Annotated in this window: 1 protein-coding gene; it reads right to left on the bottom strand. The window is 32.8% G+C overall.

The window, feature by feature from the left end:
• Window positions 1-189 precede the first annotated feature (189 nt).
• Window positions 190-1,173, bottom strand: a complete 984-nt coding sequence (guaC, locus tag BFA01S_RS21460; protein ID WP_066235669.1) for a GMP reductase — start codon at window positions 1,171-1,173, stop codon at window positions 190-192.
• Between the last annotated feature and the right edge of the window lie 435 nt (window positions 1,174-1,608).

The following is a 1,608-nucleotide window of genomic DNA, read 5'->3' as shown; positions in this document are numbered from 1 at the left end:
AGGATGTCCCAAAAGGTTTGCTTTTTACCCTTTTGGGACATCCTCAACTTACTACTATATAATTAAGATTTTGTAGTGATGCAGTATTTATATAGGAAGAAAACTCATAAAAAACTTGCCTGTCAGCTAATACTGGCAGGCAAGTAATAAATAGAATATTAAATTAAAAATTTCGTTACATAGAGAATTTTAGTACACTTTATCTCCATTAAAAATAGAATTTTTAACTACTACATAATCTACATTTCGGATTGCATCTAATTTTTTTCCACCTGCATAGGAAATAGAAGATTGAAGATCTTGTTCCATTTCTGTTAAAGTATCTTGAAGAGCACCTTTATGCTCCACATGCATCTTTTTACCTTCTACGTTCTTCTTTTCACCTTTTTGGAATTCTGAAGCTGAACCAAAATATTCCTTGTATAGTTTTCCATTTACTTCAATAGTTTCACCTGGAGATTCTTCATGCCCTGCAAATAGTGATCCAATCATGACCATAGAAGCACCAAATCTAACTGATTTAGCAATATCACCATTTGTACGGATTCCTCCGTCTGCAATAATTGGCTTACTTGCAGCTTTTGCACACCAGCGCAGTGCAGCTAACTGCCAGCCGCCAGTTCCAAATCCAGTTTTTATTTTTGTAATACATACTTTCCCTGGTCCAATACCTACTTTTGTTGCATCTGCACCAGCATTCTCCAATTCCCTTACCGCTTCAGGAGTTCCAACATTTCCAGCAATAACGAAGCTGTTTGGCAATAACTGCTTAATATGCTTAATCATTTTTATTACTGCCTCAGAATGACCATGCGCAATATCAATTGTAATATAGTCTGGTGATAGATTTTCATTAGCTAATTGCTGAACGAATTCATATTCTTCACTTTGAACTCCCACACTAATAGATGAGATGAGTCCGCGTAATTTCATATCCTGTATAAAAGAAATTCTCTTTTCAGGTTGGAAACGATGCATAATATAGAAATAACCGTTTTCTGCTAAGTAAATCGCAATGCTTTCATCTATTATCGTCTGCATATTTGCAGGTACGACAGGCAGCTTAAATGTATGTCCGCCTAGAGTCACACTTGTATCACATTCAGAACGGCTGTTCACAATACATTTAGCAGGAATTAACTGTATATCTTCATAATCAAATACATTATCCATAATATTTACACCTCTAAATATAATTATTGTTTTTCAAATGATGTTGTTTGCATTTGCAAAAATACTTCTCCTCTTCCTAGCATGTCAAAATTTGTTATCATTTATGTGAATACTTCCTTCTTATCTGCTTTTGACAAGACAATGGAGAGAATCTGCTTATCTGCTCACAAAAAAGAGACTACCTGCTTAACAGGCTAATCCCTATTAAATTTTTTCATTTTTCAAAACATTCTATTAAATCAGAACATTTCTATTTTTAACATATAAAATAGAATATGTCTACATGAAAAATTTACCTTATAACATAATTTCTCTTTTATATCTTGATTTCAATATAAAAATCCTATGTTATATAAATAGATTCCCTCTAGCTCAAATGACTAAATAAAACACATCATGCAAAATGTTTAATATTTATAAAGTGAAACTTCCATC

This window comes from Metabacillus fastidiosus NBRC 101226 (assembly GCF_001591625.1).
In the GTDB taxonomy this organism is placed as follows: Bacteria; Bacillota; Bacilli; order Bacillales; family Bacillaceae; genus Metabacillus; species Metabacillus fastidiosus.
Note: the sequence above shows the minus strand (reverse complement) of the source record. Positions and strands in the feature narration are given on the sequence as shown.